The 14,234-nt window shown below is 70.3% G+C and carries 11 protein-coding genes; 9 read left to right on the top strand and 2 right to left on the bottom strand.

The annotated features are described in order from the left end of the window. The first annotated feature begins 18 nt into the window (after positions 1-18). The 7 genes from AC07AZ_RS02630 (at position 19) to AC07AZ_RS02600 (ending at position 9,691) form a co-directional block, all read left to right on the top strand. Positions 19-942 (top strand): carbohydrate ABC transporter permease, encoded by a 924-nt coding sequence (locus AC07AZ_RS02630; protein ID WP_478843018.1) that lies wholly within the window; start codon positions 19-21, stop codon positions 940-942. 187 nt (positions 943-1,129) lie between these two features. Further along, positions 1,130-2,329: an ROK family transcriptional regulator gene (locus AC07AZ_RS02625; protein ID WP_478843016.1), complete on the top strand. Its 1,200-nt coding sequence runs from the start codon at positions 1,130-1,132 to the stop codon at positions 2,327-2,329. Between the two features lie 133 nt (positions 2,330-2,462). Further along, positions 2,463-3,554: a sugar ABC transporter substrate-binding protein gene (locus AC07AZ_RS02620; RefSeq protein WP_478843014.1), complete on the top strand. Its 1,092-nt coding sequence runs from the start codon at positions 2,463-2,465 to the stop codon at positions 3,552-3,554. A gap of 257 nt (positions 3,555-3,811) precedes the next feature. Beyond that, positions 3,812-4,603, top strand: coding sequence for an ATP-binding cassette domain-containing protein (locus AC07AZ_RS02615; RefSeq protein WP_478843012.1), 792 nt, complete (start codon positions 3,812-3,814; stop codon positions 4,601-4,603). Continuing rightward, positions 4,600-5,916, top strand: a complete 1,317-nt coding sequence (locus AC07AZ_RS02610) for a sugar ABC transporter permease (RefSeq protein WP_478843010.1) — start codon at positions 4,600-4,602, stop codon at positions 5,914-5,916. The genes AC07AZ_RS02615 and AC07AZ_RS02610 overlap by 4 nt, the downstream gene beginning before the upstream one ends. Before the next feature lie 195 nt (positions 5,917-6,111). Further along, positions 6,112-8,040 carry a 1-deoxy-D-xylulose-5-phosphate synthase gene (gene dxs, locus AC07AZ_RS02605; RefSeq protein WP_478843008.1) on the top strand — a complete coding sequence of 643 codons (1,929 nt, stop codon included), beginning with the start codon at positions 6,112-6,114 and terminating at the stop codon, positions 8,038-8,040. A gap of 148 nt (positions 8,041-8,188) precedes the next feature. Beyond that, the gene (locus AC07AZ_RS02600; RefSeq protein ID WP_478843006.1) at positions 8,189-9,691 is read left to right on the top strand and encodes an amino acid permease; all 1,503 of its coding nucleotides are present in this window, start codon (positions 8,189-8,191) and stop codon (positions 9,689-9,691) included. A 177-nt stretch (positions 9,692-9,868) separates the two neighbouring features. Here AC07AZ_RS02600 and AC07AZ_RS02595 read toward each other — a convergent pair whose 3' ends face one another. Further along, positions 9,869-10,252 (bottom strand): NTP pyrophosphohydrolase, encoded by a 384-nt coding sequence (locus AC07AZ_RS02595; RefSeq protein ID WP_478843004.1) that lies wholly within the window; start codon positions 10,250-10,252, stop codon positions 9,869-9,871. Between the two features lie 66 nt (positions 10,253-10,318). Here AC07AZ_RS02595 and AC07AZ_RS02590 point away from each other — a divergent pair, with 66 nt between their 5' ends. Further along, positions 10,319-11,335: a hypothetical protein gene (locus tag AC07AZ_RS02590; protein ID WP_478843002.1), complete on the top strand. Its 1,017-nt coding sequence runs from the start codon at positions 10,319-10,321 to the stop codon at positions 11,333-11,335. A gap of 123 nt (positions 11,336-11,458) precedes the next feature. On the opposite strand, the gene AC07AZ_RS02585 is transcribed toward AC07AZ_RS02590, so the two are convergent. Next, complete coding sequence (locus tag AC07AZ_RS02585) at positions 11,459-12,565, bottom strand: LCP family protein (protein ID WP_478843000.1); 1,107 nt, start codon at positions 12,563-12,565, stop codon at positions 11,459-11,461. Between the two features lie 398 nt (positions 12,566-12,963). Here AC07AZ_RS02585 and AC07AZ_RS02580 point away from each other — a divergent pair, with 398 nt between their 5' ends. After that, on the top strand, positions 12,964-14,022 hold the full coding sequence (locus AC07AZ_RS02580; RefSeq protein WP_478842998.1) for a PLL family lectin: 1,059 nt from the start codon (positions 12,964-12,966) through the stop codon (positions 14,020-14,022). Positions 14,023-14,234 lie beyond the last annotated feature (212 nt).

Here is a 14,234-nt window from a genome sequence, read left to right as displayed (position 1 = left end):
GCGGGAGAGACGACGACGATGAGTGCACCCATCAAGGAGCCCACCGAGGTCCCCGTCCGGCCGTCCGCGCAGGGGGGTCCGGCCCGGCCCGGCACCCGGCGCGGTGAGGGCGTCGTGCTGAACGCCTTCTCGCACGGCTTCCTCGCCCTGTGGGCCCTGCTGATCGTGCTGCCGCTGCTGTGGCTGGTGTTCAGCTCCTTCAAGACCGACGCGCAGATCGGCGGCTCGGCCTTCGGCTGGCCGCAGCACTGGTCCCTGGACGTGTTCTCGCGGGCCTGGGGCAAGGGCATCGGTGACTACTTCCTCAACACCGTCATCGTGCTGGTGTTCTCGGTGCCGCTGACGATGCTCTTCGGCTCGATGGCCGCCTACGTGATCGCCCGCTACCGCTTCCCCGGCAACCGTTTCCTCTACTACTTCTTCGTCGCGGGCGCGATGTTCCCGGTGTTCCTGGCCCTGGTCCCGCTGTTCTTCATGGTCAAGCGCCTGGACATGCTGAACACCTACCAGGGCCTGATCCTGGTGTACGTCGCCTACTCGCTGCCGTTCACGGTGTTCTTCATGCACGCCTTCTTCCGGACCCTGCCCACGGCCGTCTTCGAGGCGGCGGTCCTCGACGGCGCCTCGCACACCCGGACCTTCTTCCAGGTGATGCTGCCGATGGCGAAACCGGGCCTGATCAGCGTCGGGATCTTCAACGTGCTGGGCCAGTGGAACCAGTTCATCCTGCCCACGGTCCTGATGCAGCCGCAGAGCGGCGACGATCCCGAGCGCTACGTCCTGACCCAGGGCCTCATCCAGCTCCAGCAGCAGATGGGCTACGCCTCCGACCTGCCCGTTCTCTTCGCGGGCGTGACCATCGCGATGATCCCGATGCTGGTGGTCTACCTGTCCTTCCAGCGTCAGGTCCAGGCGGGCCTGACCTCGGCCACCCTCAAGTAGGAAGCTCCGAGCGACCCCGCGCGCGCACGCCGTTCCCGGTTCCGGTGACGGCGTGCGCCGGCGTGTCCCGGGCCCCCGATCCGGTTCAACCTCTTGACGGGAGGCAACCCGAACGGCTCAGCTTAGAGTTCACTTGTTGGACATAGACGGGGCCTCATCGAAGCGGTCCCGCGCGCGGGAGGTCGTCGTGGAGACTCCAGGGTCGCAGTCGTCGCTGCACCGAGCCAACCTGGAGCGGGTCGTACGAGCCGTACGGCTGGCCGGGTCCCTCACGCAGGCGGAGATCGCGCGGACGACGGGCCTGTCCGCCGCGACCGTCTCCAACATCGTGCGCGAACTCAAGGACGGCGGAACCGTCGAGGTCACGCCCACGTCGGCGGGCGGCCGGCGGGCGAGGAGCGTCTCCCTGAGCGGGGACGCGGGCATCGTCATAGGTGTCGATTTCGGCCACACGCATTTGCGCGTCGCGATCGGGAACCTCGCCCACCAGGTGCTGGCCGAGGAGTCCGAGCCACTGGACGTGGACGCCTCCTCGACCCAGGGCTTCGACCGGGCGGAGGAGCTGGTCAATCGCCTGATCGCAGCAACCGGGGTGGACCGGTCGAAAATCGCCGGCATCGGCCTGGGCGTGCCCGGTCCGATCGACGTCGAGTCCGGCTCGCTCGGCTCCTCCGCGATCCTGCCGGGCTGGATCGGCACCAAGCCCGCCGAAGAGCTGCGGGGGCGCCTGGGCGTGCCCGTTCACGTGGACAACGACGCCAACCTGGGCGCCCTGGGAGAGCTGGTCTGGGGCAGTGGCAGGGGCGTGCGCGACCTGGCGTACATCAAGGTCGCCAGCGGGGTCGGCGCGGGTCTGGTGATCAACGGGACGATTTATCGCGGGCCCGGTGGCACCGCAGGAGAAATCGGACATATTACACTTGACGAATCCGGTCCCGTCTGCCGGTGCGGTAACCGGGGCTGCCTGGAGACCTTTGCGGCCGCACGCTATGTGCTGCCCCTCCTCCAGTCCAGTCACGGCACCGACCTGACGATGGAAGGCGTCGTGCGGCTGGCGCGGGACGGGGACCCGGGCTGCCGTCGCGTGATCGCCGACGTCGGCCGCCACATCGGCAGTGGAGTCGCCAATCTCTGCAATCTGTTGAACCCGAGCCGAGTGGTCCTGGGCGGTGATCTCGCCGAGGCCGGTGAGCTGGTGCTCGGGCCGATCAGGGAGTCTGTCGGCCGCTACGCGATCCCGAGTGCGGCACGTCAACTGTCCGTTCTCCCGGGGGCACTCGGGGGCCGTGCGGAGGTGCTCGGAGCTCTCGTTCTCGCGCTCAGCGAGATGGGGGATTCGACCCTTTTGGACGGCACGCTGTCGGTGGCGACCCCTGCCTTCACTTAGAGAACGCACGACGCCGTTGCCATCTCGTTAAGTATTTACTTCTTGACGTCGCACGCGTGCCCGAGAAGACTTCCAGCCACCTCGGCCGCAACGACGCGGCCTCGTCAGGGAGGTTTCTGAAGTGAACACGCATATGCGTCGTGCAGCCGTTGCCGTCATCGCCTCCGCGATGGCCGTCTCGATCGCGGCCTGTGGCAAGGCCGGCGACAACAAGGACTCCGGCAGCGGCAGCAGCAGCAGCTCGGACAACAAGTCGATCGGCCTGCTCCTGCCCGACAGCGTCACGGCGCGGTACGAGAAGTTCGACAAGCCGTACTTCGAGGACAAGGTCAAGGCGCTCTGCTCGGACTGCACCGTGCAGTACGCCAACGCCAACGCCGACTCGGCCAAGCAGGCCCAGCAGGTCAGCAGCATGATCACCAAGGGCGTCAAGGTCATCGTGATCAGCGCCCAGGACTCGGCCGCGATCAAGTCCTCCATCAAGGCCGCGGTCGACAAGGGCATCAAGGTCATCGCGTACGACCGCCTCGCCCAGGGTCCCGTCTCCGCGTACGTCTCCTTCGACAACGTCGAGGTCGGCAAGCTCCAGGGCCAGGCCCTGATCGACGCGCTGGGCAAGAAGGCCACCACGAAGTCCAAGGTCGTCATGATCAACGGTGACGACGCCGACCCGAACGCCGCGCAGTTCAAGAAGGGCGCCCACGAAGCCCTCGACGGCAAGGTGAACATCGCCTACGAGCAGTCCGGCCTCTGGAAGGACACCGTCGCCGCGCAGAAGATGTCCGCGGCCATCACGCAGCTCGGCGCCAAGAACATCGCGGGCGTCTACGCGGCCAACGACGGCATGGCCGGCGGTATCGCCACCACGCTGAAGGGCGCCAAGATCGCCGGCATCCCGCTGACGGGTCAGGACGCGGAGCTCGCCGGTATCCAGCGCATCGTCGCCGGTACCCAGTCCAGCACCGTCTACAAGGCCTTCAAGCCGGAGGCCGAGGCGGCCGCCACGCTCGCGGTCGACCTGCTCCAGGGCAAGAGCATCTCCGGCCTCGCCACCGAGACGCTGACCAGCGGCTCCGGCGACAAGGTGCCCTCGCAGCTGCTGACCCCGGTCTCGGTCACCAAGGCCAACATCAAGGACACCGTGGTCAAGGACGGTCTCTACTCCGTCCAGGACATCTGCACCTCGGCGTACGCCGCGGCCTGCAAGTCCGCGGGTCTCTCCTAGTCGGCCGCGCGGGCCGGGTCGAAGGACCCGCCCCGACGGCAGGCAGAGCCTGTCCGGCGCCCGCCCCACCTTCAACCCCGCTGCGGGGCGGGCGCCGGACGGCAGCATGACCGGCGCCGAGCGGCCCAAGGGCCGCTCGGCCGTTGCCAAACGGCACCGGTCGCGCGATGTTCATCTTGTAAATCGGTGCCCTCGGGCACAACTTTCCGCGTCTTTCGAACAAGCGCGGCATCCCCGCCGGTCAGGCGGCGAAGGAGATGGTTCACGTGTCCGCTACGCCCGTGCTGGCGTTGCGCGGAGTCTCCAAGCGATTCGGTGCGGTACAGGCACTCACCGATGTCGAACTGGAGGTCCACGCCGGAGAAGTGGTCGCACTCGTCGGCGACAACGGCGCCGGAAAGTCCACTCTGGTAAAGACGATCGCCGGTGTGCACCCGATCGACGAAGGCGTCATCGAGTGGGACGGCAAGCCCGTCAGCATCAACAGGCCGCACGACGCCCAGGGACTCGGCGTCGCGACGGTCTACCAGGACCTCGCCCTGTGCGACAACCTCGACGTCGTCGGAAACCTCTACCTCGGTCGTGAGCTGCTGCACCGCGGTGTGATCGACGAGGTCACCATGGAGAAGAACGCCCGGGAGCTGCTGAGCACCCTCTCCATCCGCATCCCCAGCGTCCGGATCCCGATCGCGAGCCTCTCCGGCGGTCAGCGGCAGGTCGTCGCCATCGCCCGCGCGCTGATCGGCGACCCGAAGATCGTCATCCTCGACGAGCCCACCGCCGCCCTCGGCGTCGAGCAGACCGCGCAGGTCCTCGACCTGGTCGAGCGGCTGCGCGAGCGCAACCTGGGCGTCATCCTCATCAGCCACAACATGGCCGACGTCAAGGCGGTCGCGGACACCGTCGCCGTCCTGCGCCTGGGCAAGAACAACGGTTCCTTCCCGGTGAAGGACACCACCCACGAAGAGATCATCGCCGCGATCACCGGTGCCACGGAAAACGCCGTGACCCGCCGTGCGGGGCGTCGCACCACGGAGGCGGCAAAGTGAGCGACACGTCCAAGACCGTGAAGCAGGATCCGGAGCCGGTCCAGGAGACCGTCGCTCCCGCCGACGACCCCACGGCCGCGCCCGTCACGGTCGTCGACCCGCGTCTGCTGATCCGCGAAGAGGGCCTCAAGGGCTACTGGACGGAGTTCAAGCGCAAGGTGAAGGGCGGCGAGCTCGGCTCGCTGCCGGTGGTCATCGGACTGATCGTCATCTGGACGATCTTCCAGCTCCAGAACGACCGCTTCCTCAGCGCCGACAACCTCTCCAACATCAGCTACTACCTGTCGGCCACCGGCATGCTCGCCATCGGCCTGGTGTTCGTGCTGCTGCTCGGTGAGATCGACCTGTCGGTCGGCTCCGTCAGCGGTCTGGCGTCCACGCTGTTCGCCGTCTTCGTGGTCAACCACGGGATGACCCCCTGGCTCGCCCTGGTCCTGGCGATCGTCACCGGCATCCTGATCGGCGCGTTGCAGGGCTGGTTCTTCGCCCGGATCGGTGTCCCGGCCTTCGTGGTCACCCTGGCCGGCTTCCTCGGCTGGAACGGCCTGATGCTGTGGCTGCTCGGCGCGAGCGGCACCATCAACATCCCGGACGAGGGTCCGGTGCACCTGCTCGGCCAGAGCTCGTTCTTCATGGACCAGGCCGTCATCGGCGGCTACCTGCTGGCCGGCCTCGGTGTCGCGTCCATGCTGGCCGGCTCGATCATCGACCAGCGCCGCCGCAAGGCCGCCGGGGTGCCGTTCCGCCCCACCAGTGAGATCGCGCTGCGGGTCGGCGCCCTCGCGGTGGCCGCGTTCGTCTCCGCGTACGTCCTCAACCAGTCCTCCGGCGTGTCCAACGCGCTGGTGATCTTCCTGGCGTCGCTGGTGATCGTGGACTTCGTGCTGCGCCGCACCACCTACGGCCGCAAGGTCTTCGCGGTCGGCGGCGGCATCGAGGCCGCGCGCCGCGCCGGTATCAACGTGTCCATGATCCGCATCACCGTCTTCGCCATCTCCGGTGGCTTCGCGGCGGTCGGCGGTATGTTCTTCGCCGGCCAGACGCAGAGCGCCACGCTGAACGCCGGTGGCGGCAACACGCTGATGCTGGCGATCGCCGCCGCGGTCATCGGCGGTACGAGCCTCTTCGGTGGTCGCGGTACCGTCTGGTCCGCCCTGCTGGGCATGCTGGTCATCCAGTCCATCCAGACCGGCCTCGACCTGCTCAACATGAACACCTCGATCCAGTACATGATCACCGGTGCGGTGCTGCTGGGCGCGGTCGTCATCGACTCCGTGTCCCGCCGCAGCCAGAAGGCGTCCGGCCGCGCGTAGCCGCCGTCCCGCGACATGGCTGTTGCCCGGTACCGACGAGGTACCGGGCAACAGCCATGTCGTGGGCAGGGCGCATAGTGGGTACAGCCGATCGCGTGACGCATGACGCACCGCCCGGGCGCCGGGCACAAAGGCGGAACATTAGACTCGACAAGCCCGGAACAGCTCGATCAGCTCTACTGCAAGGAGGCACGGGTGCCGCTGCTGACCCGCATCAGGGGACCGCGCGATCTGGACCGGCTCAGCCTGGAGCAGCTGGACCAGCTGGCAGAGGAGATCCGGACCTTCCTCGTCGACGCCGTCTCCAAGACCGGCGGCCACCTCGGCCCGAACCTCGGCGTGGTCGAGCTCACCATCGCGCTGCACCGGGTCTTCGAGTCGCCCAGGGACAAGGTGCTCTGGGACACCGGCCACCAGTCCTACGTCCACAAGCTGCTCACCGGCCGCCAGGACTTCTCCCGGCTGAAGATGAAGGGCGGCCTGTCCGGCTACCCCTCGCAGGCCGAGTCCGAGCACGACGTCATCGAGAACTCGCACGCCTCCACGGTCCTGGGCTGGGCCGACGGCCTCGCCAAGGCCAACCAGGTGCTGAAACGAGACGACCACGTCGTCGCCGTCATCGGTGACGGCGCCCTCACCGGCGGCATGGCCTGGGAGGCGCTCAACAACATCGCCGACGCCCGGGACCGCCCGCTGGTCATCGTCGTCAACGACAACGAGCGCTCGTACGCGCCGACCATCGGCGGCCTCGCCAACCACCTGGCGACCCTGCGTACCACCGACGGCTACGAGCGCTTCCTGGCCCGCGGCAAGGACCTCCTGGAGCGCACCCCGGTCGTCGGCAGGCCCCTGTACGAGACGCTGCACGGCGCCAAGAAGGGCCTGAAGGACTTCATCGCCCCGCAGGGCATGTTCGAGGACCTCGGCCTGAAGTACGTCGGCCCCATCGACGGCCACGACATCGAGGCCCTGGAGTCCGCGCTGGCCCGCGCCAAGCGCTTCGGCGGCCCGGTCATCGTGCACTGCCTCACCGAGAAGGGCCGCGGCTACCAGCCCGCCCTCCAGGACGAGGCGGACCGCTTCCACGCCGTCGGCAAGATCCACCCGGACACGGGCCTGCCGATCGCCACCTCCGGCGCCGACTGGACCAGCGTCTTCGGCCAGGAGATGGTCGAGCTGGGCCGGGAGCGCGAGGACATCGTCGCCATCACGGCCGCCATGCTCCAGCCCGTCGGCCTCGACAGGTTCGCCAAGGTCTTCCCGGAGCGGGTGTACGACGTCGGCATCGCCGAGCAGCACGCCGCCGTCTCCGCGGCCGGCCTCGCCGCGGGCGGTCTGCACCCGGTGTTCGCCGTGTACGCGACCTTCCTCAACCGCGCCTTCGACCAGGTCCTGATGGACGTCGCCCTGCACCGGTGCGGAGTGACGTTCGTGCTGGACCGGGCGGGCGTCACCGGCACCGACGGCGCCTCCCACAACGGCATGTGGGACATGTCGATCCTCCAGGTCGTCCCCGGTCTCAGACTGGCCGCGCCGCGCGACGCCGACCAGGTGCGCGCCCAGCTGCGCGAGGCCGTCCAGGTGACCGACGCGCCGACCGTGGTCCGTTTCTCCAAGGGCGCCGTCGGCCCCGCGGTCCCCGCCGTGGGCCGGGTGGGCGGCATGGACGTGCTGCGCGAGCCGGGCACCGACACGCCGGACGTGCTGCTGGTCTCGGTGGGCGCCCTCGCGCCGATGTGCCTGGAGATCGCCGGCCTGCTCGACCGGCAGGGCATCACCACCACCGTCGTCGACCCGCGCTGGGTCAAGCCCGTCGACGAGGCCATGGCCCCGCTCGCCGAGCGGCACCGCGTGGTCGTCACCGTCGAGGACAACTCCCGCGTCGGCGGCGTCGGCTCGACGATCGCCCAGGCGCTGCGGGACGCGGGCGTCGACGTCCCGCTGCGTGACTTCGGCATCCCGCCGCGCTTCCTCGACCACGCCTCCCGCGCCGAGGTCATGGCCGAGATCGGGCTCACCGCTCCCGACATCGCCCGCCAGGTCACCGGCCTGGTCTCCCGGCTCGACGGCCGCTACAACCCCGCCGCGGCCGAGGCCGACCCGGTGGAGTCGGCGCGCGACTGACGCGAGGCGACGCGTCCGAACGGGCCGCTTGAACCCCCACGAAGGGTGGTGAAAGCGGCCCGTTTGCGTGAATCCGGCCGCGCCGGGGCATACGGAATACGCCCCCTCTCGATCATGTCGAGGACGACACAGCGTGGGAGGTACGCCCGTGAGCAGCACCCTCTTCCGGACGAAGAAGGTCGAGCAGTCCATCCTCGATACCGAGGAGCCAGAGCACGCGCTCAAGAAATCGTTGTCCGCGCTGGACCTGACCGTCTTCGGCGTCGGTGTCATCATCGGCACCGGCATCTTCGTCCTGACCGGCACGGTGGCCAAGAACAACGCCGGCCCCGCCGTCGCCCTGGCCTTCGTCGTGGCCGGCGTCGTCTGCGCGCTCGCCGCGCTCTGTTACGCCGAGTTCGCCTCCACCGTCCCGGTGGCCGGCTCCGCGTACACCTTCTCCTACGCCTCGCTCGGTGAACTGCCCGCCTGGATCATCGGCTGGGACCTGGTCCTCGAGTTCGCGCTCGGCACCGCGGTGGTCGCGGTCGGCTGGTCCGGCTACATCGCCTCGCTGCTGGACAACGCCGGCTGGCACCTGCCGGCGGCGCTCAGCGGACGGGAGGGGGCCAACGGCTTCGGCTTCGACATCCTCGCGGCCGCCCTCGTCCTGGTCCTCACCGGCATCCTCGTGGTCGGCACGAAGCTCTCCGCGCGCGTCACCGCCGTGGTGGTCGCCATCAAGGTGACCGTCGTCCTGGTCGTGATCATCGCCGGTGCCTTCTTCGTCGTGGGCGACAACTACCACCCGTTCATCCCCAAGGCCCAGCCCGTGGAGGCGGGCGGCGGCCTCAAGTCCCCGCTGATCCAGCTGATGTTCGGCTGGGCGCCGTCCAACTTCGGTGTGATGGGCATCTTCACCGCCGCCTCCGTCGTCTTCTTCGCCTTCATCGGCTTCGACGTGGTGGCCACCGCGGCCGAGGAGACCAACAACCCGGAGCGCGACATGCCCCGCGGCATCATCGGCTCGCTCCTCATCTGCACCACCCTCTACGTCGCCGTGTCGATCGTCGTGACCGGCATGCAGCACTACACCAAGCTGTCCGTGGACGCCCCGCTCGCCGACGCCTTCAAGGCCACCGGACATCCCTGGTTCTCGGGCTTCATCAGCTTCGGCGCCGCCGTCGGCCTGACGACGGTCTGCATGATCCTGCTGCTCGGCCAGACCCGGGTGTTCTTCGCGATGAGCCGCGACGGACTGCTGCCCCGGTTCTTCTCGCAGGTGCACCCGCGGTTCAGGACCCCGCACCGGCCGACCATCCTGCTCGGCGTGATCATCGCGATCGTCGCCGGCTTCACCAGCCTCAGCGAGCTGGCCGAACTGGTGAACATCGGCACGCTGTTCGCGTTCATCGTGGTCGCCGTCGGTGTGGTCATCCTCCGCAGGACCCGCCCCGACCTGCCGCGCTCCTTCCACACCCCGCTGGTGCCGTTCCTGCCGATCGCGTCGGTGCTCGCCTCGCTGTGGCTGATGCTGAACCTGCCGGCCGAGACCTGGCTGCGCTTCGGCATCTGGATGGTCATCGGCTTCGCCGTGTACTTCCTCTACGGCCGCTCCCACAGCCGGCTGGCCCTGGGGGAGCAGACCCCGGCCGGTCCGGCCGGCGAGTAACCACGCCGCCCGGGCGCCCGGCCCCGTACACCCCGCCACGGCGGAGCGTGCGGGGCCGCGCCGCGTCCGGCGGGGGAGGCGCTTCGCGGCGTGGGGTCCCGGGGCACGCACACGGGTCACGGGTGTCGCGGGGTGTGCCGGTCCCGGGCCGTCGACCACCGGGCGACGGCCGGTCTCCTACGGCCTGACGGTCCGCGGTCCCGTCACCCGCGCGCCCAACTCGCCCACCCTTCGCCGCAGTTCACGGTCTGCGGTGACCGCGAGGACCGGCCGCCCGCCGGCCTGGGCGACCAGAGCGACGATGTGGTCGTCGCCGCTCCCGGGCGCGGACTCGACCCGGACGCCGGGCACGGACTCCACCCCGCGGGCGCCGCCCTCGACCACGAGGACGATCTCCACCGGCCCCTCGTGCCCCGGCAGTCCGTCTGCCGCCAGCCGGTCCCGCAGTCGCTCCGCGGCCCCGCGCCGGTCCCGCCACCAGCCATCCGGCACCGATCCGACGACGTTCGCGGCGTCGACGATCACGAGGAGCGGAGGGTTCTCGGCCGTGGGCTCGTCCATGGGGCAAGGGTCGCACGGGGTGCCCCGCACGAAGGCGGTGACCGGGCCCCGTCATACAGTGATCCGGTGAACGGCGACTGGCTCATGCGCGGCCGAGACGGCCGCCTCAGTGTCTATCTGCCCTCGGGCGACGCCGTCCTGTGCCGGGCGGAGCGCGGCCCGGGCGGACCCTGGGGCCCGCCCCGCCGGGTGGGCGGCGACCAGCGGCTGCACGCCGGGTTCGCGCTCGGGCAGGGCGGCGACGGCTACGCCCATCTGGTCGCCTGGCGGCCCACCGTGTCCGGTGAGTCGGGCCTCGTCCACTCCACACACTTCCGGCCCCGGCTCGCCGCCCTCGACTGGAACCCCGTCGGCCATCCCGACAAGAAGGGCGAACGCACCGGCACCCCGGCCGTCGCCGTGGACGACGAGGGCCGCGCCCACGTCTTCGTCCGCAACAAGGGCGGCGGCCTGAGCATGCTCGCCCAGAAGGAGAAGGGCGGTTGGGGCCCGTGGCGCGACCTCAAGGGACGGGACGTCGCTGACGGGCCGGCGGCGGTGACCGGCGAGTCGGGGCGCGTCGAGGTGTACGCGGCCGTCCCCGGCGCGATCCTGCACTGGCGGCAGGAGAAGCCGGGCGGCCAGCCGGTCCTGGAGGAGGCGATGGAGGTGGCGGTCCGCCCGGGCACGCTCCGCGCGCTGGCCACCTCCGGGCGCAGCACGACCCTCTTCTTCACCGACGACTCCGGCGACCTGTGCGCCTGGCGTCCGGGCGGCGCCCCCGCCCCCCTGCTCACCGCCGCCGGACCCGGCCCGGTCTCCGCCGTCCGCTGCGAACTGGACGGCTACGACTGCACGTTGCTCGCCCAGCGCTCGGCGAGCGGCCGGGTCGCCTTCGCCGCGTATCCCACGGAGCAGGAGTCGGCGGGTGCCTGGTGGGCCGAGTCCGGTCCGCAACTCCCCGTGGACGCCGAGGTGTCGACGGCGCTCGACGAGGAGGGGCGGGTGGTCGCGGCCACGCTGTCCCCCTCGACAGGCGGCCTGCTGATGACCCGCCGCAAGGACGAGCCGGGGCTGGCACTGGAGGCATGGCGGGAGATCTGAGGGGCCGGGCGGTGGGCCGCGGAGTCCTGCGGCCGGTCATCCTCCCGGGCGGGTGGCCGCCTCACGTGCGACCGGCCGCCTTCCCGCGGGGGCCGGCCGCCTCTCCGTGCGGGCGGTGCAGGGTCAGGAACTCCCGCCCGTGGCCGGGGACTTCTTCGCCGACTCCGGGATCCGCGCGTCGTTGCGCAGCGCCTTCCACAGGGTGGACGCCTGCGGCTCGGCGGCCACCACGCGGTTCGGGTCGATCTTGTCGTACTCCACCGGAAGCATGATCGTCTCCATGCTCGACGGGTCGACGCCGTTCAGGCTGCGGCCGAACTCCGCGAGCTTGGTGAGGGAGGCGAGGTCGGAGTCGGTGGTGAGCGCCGCGGTGAGCTCGTCGGCGATCTTGTAGGTCCTGGTGGGGCTGCCCAGCAGGTCCTGCTTCTTGATCTCACCCAGCAGGGCGATCATGAACTGCTGCTGGAGACCGATGCGTCCGAGGTCGCTGCCGTCGCCGATGCCGTGCCGGGTGCGGACGAACTGCAGGGCCTGGGTGCCGTCGAGCCGGTGTGTGCCGGCGGTCAGGTTCAGGCCGCTGGAGCTGTCGTGGATGTCCTGGCCGACGGTGACGGTGACCCCGCCGATGGCGTCCACCAGCCCCTTGAAGCCGGCGAAGTCGATCTCGACGTAGTGGTCCATGCGGACCCCGGAGATCTGCTCCACGGTCTTGACCACGCAGGCCGGACCGACCTGCGAGTAGATGGAGTTGAACATCACGCGCTTGGCGGAGGCCACGGTGGAGCCGTCCGCCCTGGTGCACTCGGGCCGGGTCACGAGGGTGTCGCGCGGGATGCTGACGGCGACGGCTCGCGTACGGCCCTCGGGTATGTGCATCACCATCGCGGTGTCGGAACGCGCCCCGGAGACCTTGGCCTTGTCCAGTGCCGCGTTGGCGCCGGCGCGCGAGTCGGAGCCCAGGATCAGGATGTTCTGCCCCGAGGTGGGCAGCTTCTCGGGCCGGTCGTCACCGATGGCCCTGTCGATGTCGACGCCCTTGATGTTGCCGTCGAGATCCCGGTAGAACCAGTAGCCGGTGCCGGCGGCGGCCACGAGGACCACGACCAGGCCCAGCAGGATCCATCTCCCGATCCGGCGGCGGCCCGTCCGCTCGCGCTTGCGTCCGCGGCCGCCCGCTCGTCTGGACGGTGTGTCGTCGTCGGTGTCCTGGGGCGTCGAGACATGGCTCATCCTGGTCCGAGTCCTCGCTGTTCGTGCCCGGAAAGGGCGGTGCGTGCGGTGGTGAGGACTCGGGTGGGGGAGGCCGGTCCGTACTGCTCGATCGACCCAGAACTATAAACAGTTCTCAGACCGGTCATGTTCGGATCGTGATCGAATCGTGAACACAAGCCGAACAAGCCGCATCCGCCCGCAACCCGGCCGATCCGGGACGAGTCGGTGCCCGGACCGCCGCCCGGCGGGGTCCGCTCCCGCCGCGAGGCAGGGGAACTGGTGAACGAGCGGCATATGATGACGCGGAATGTCAGGGTTTCCGTGGCCGTGACACGGCGGGCTTCAGGAAGGTGCACCAGGCCATGCGGAGAAGGTCGCCAGGCTCTGCGGTCGCCGCCCGCCCCGTCGCTCCCACCGTGCGGGAACAGGGCCGCGTCGCCTCCGCAGCCGCCCACGGCGACTGGCTCACCCTCGGCAGGGACGGCCGGCTCAGCCTCTACGCCCCCACCGGCGGCGGCCTGTTGCGCTGGACCGAGACCACCCGGGGCGGCCCCGGATGGAGCGGCCCGTACTTCGTGGCCGTGGCCGGACTGACCTACCTGACGGTGGCGCAGGGCGCCGACACCTACGTGCACCTCCTCGGGCGCCGGGAACGTGCCGGCGCCGACGGCTCCCGGGGCGTGGACATCGTGCACGCCGTCCAGTACCAGACCGGGCTCGCCGTCTCCGACTGGCGCTCGCTCGGCAATCCGCACCGGGGGGAGCGGGGCCGCGAACTGGGACCGCCGGCCGGGGCGGTCGCGCCGGACGGCACCGTGCACGTCTTCGCCCGCGGGGCCCAAGGCGGCCTGATGCTGCGCCGCGAGGCTCCGAACGGCAAGTGGCGGGCCTGGGAGGACCTGCGCGGCGGCGGCATCGACGCGCTGCCGGCGCCGGTCGCCCTCGCCGGTGGCCGCGTCGAGGTGTGTGCCGCCGCGGAGACCGGTGTGCTCGTGTGGCGCCAGCTGGAGCCGGGCGGGGACTTCACGGGGCCCCGCGGTTTCGCGCTGCACCCCTCGCCGGGCACGGTGGCCGCCCTGGAGACCGGGCCGGAGCGGACCACGTTCTTCTGGACGGACGCCGACAGCGGCGGGGCCGCGGCCTGGCGGGCCGGCGGCTGGCCCGTCACCCTGGGGTTCTCCCCGGCCCGGGTGCCGTACGGGACGCTGCGCGCGTCGGTCGACGGCTACGACTGTGTCGTCCTCGCCTGCCGGGACGACGACGGCACCGCCGTGCTCGGCGTGGGCGCCACCGAGGGGGAGTCCGACGGCTTCTGGTGGTACGCGCTTGCTGAGGTGTGCCAGGGCGCGCCGGCGCTGGCCCTCGACGGCGCGGGCCGGGTCGTGATGGCGCTGATCGGTCCCGACGGGGTGCCGAAGGTGGCCCGGCAGGAGGACGGTTCCGGCCTCACGCTGACCCGCTGGCACCGGCTCTGACGCCCCGGGGGTCTCCGGACCCCGCTGCCCCGGTCATATGACGCGGATCTCACTCACCCTCATCTCCCTTGCCAGCGCTATGCCTTAACACGTCCAAGCGGTGAACGGACCATTAATGGACCTTGACCATTCGTTAAGGCGACATAAGATGTGCCAATCCTGTGACCGCAGGTGGAGGGGGCTCGACCGCGGTTTCGGAGGCGCGTGATGCC

This window comes from Streptomyces sp. NPDC043878, from assembly GCF_056435735.1.
The sequence above is the reverse complement of the archived record's forward strand: the minus strand, read 5'-3'. Positions and strand labels throughout refer to the sequence as shown.

Coding starts and splice junctions, on each gene's coding strand:
- AC07AZ_RS02630 (WP_478843018.1), top strand. CDS start 19: ATGAGTGCACCCATCAAGGAGCCCACCGAGGTCCCCGTCCGGCCGTCC.
- AC07AZ_RS02620 (WP_478843014.1), top strand. CDS start 2,463: ATGCGTCGTGCAGCCGTTGCCGTCATCGCCTCCGCGATGGCCGTCTCG.
- AC07AZ_RS02615 (WP_478843012.1), top strand. CDS start 3,812: ATGGTTCACGTGTCCGCTACGCCCGTGCTGGCGTTGCGCGGAGTCTCC.
- AC07AZ_RS02595 (WP_478843004.1), bottom strand. CDS start 10,252: ATGGACGAGCCCACGGCCGAGAACCCTCCGCTCCTCGTGATCGTCGAC.
- AC07AZ_RS02585 (WP_478843000.1), bottom strand. CDS start 12,565: ATGAGCCATGTCTCGACGCCCCAGGACACCGACGACGACACACCGTCC.